Source organism: Acinetobacter sp. AND/436 (genome assembly GCF_049546925.1).
Classification (GTDB): Bacteria; Pseudomonadota; Gammaproteobacteria; order Pseudomonadales; family Moraxellaceae; genus Acinetobacter; species Acinetobacter indicus.
In genome coordinates this window covers 1-315 of the sequence record NZ_JBMXBO010000051.1, presented here as the reverse complement: position 1 = coordinate 315, position 315 = coordinate 1, and the positions used below count along the sequence as shown (strand labels likewise).

1 protein-coding gene is annotated in these 315 nt (G+C 32.1%); it reads right to left on the bottom strand.

From position 1 onward, the window contains the following. Positions 1-93: 93 nt before the first annotated feature. Positions 94-315: hypothetical protein (locus tag ACPEPR_RS13840; RefSeq protein WP_423562569.1), on the bottom strand; the 222-nt coding region annotated here is incomplete at its 5' end.

Below are 315 nucleotides of genomic sequence, written 5' to 3'. Positions count from 1 at the left end.
CCACAGTTACCACAGTTACCACAGTTACCACAGTTACCACAGTTACCACAGTTAAAAATACCTGCAGATGCAGGTATTATTCAGAACAATGTTTTAGAAAGAGAAATTGCTCAGATACAGTCTTTCGGGCTGGCTTAATTCCTTTTTACCAAAATACTCAAGAATCAATTCTTTATATGATTCATCTTCATTAAAGAAGTCATATAAATCCAATAGGTCTTCTCCAATATATTTTATAATTCCGCCATAATCACAATTTATATGTGCATATAATCCATCTAATTGGAAATATTCTTCCTCTGATAAAACATATTC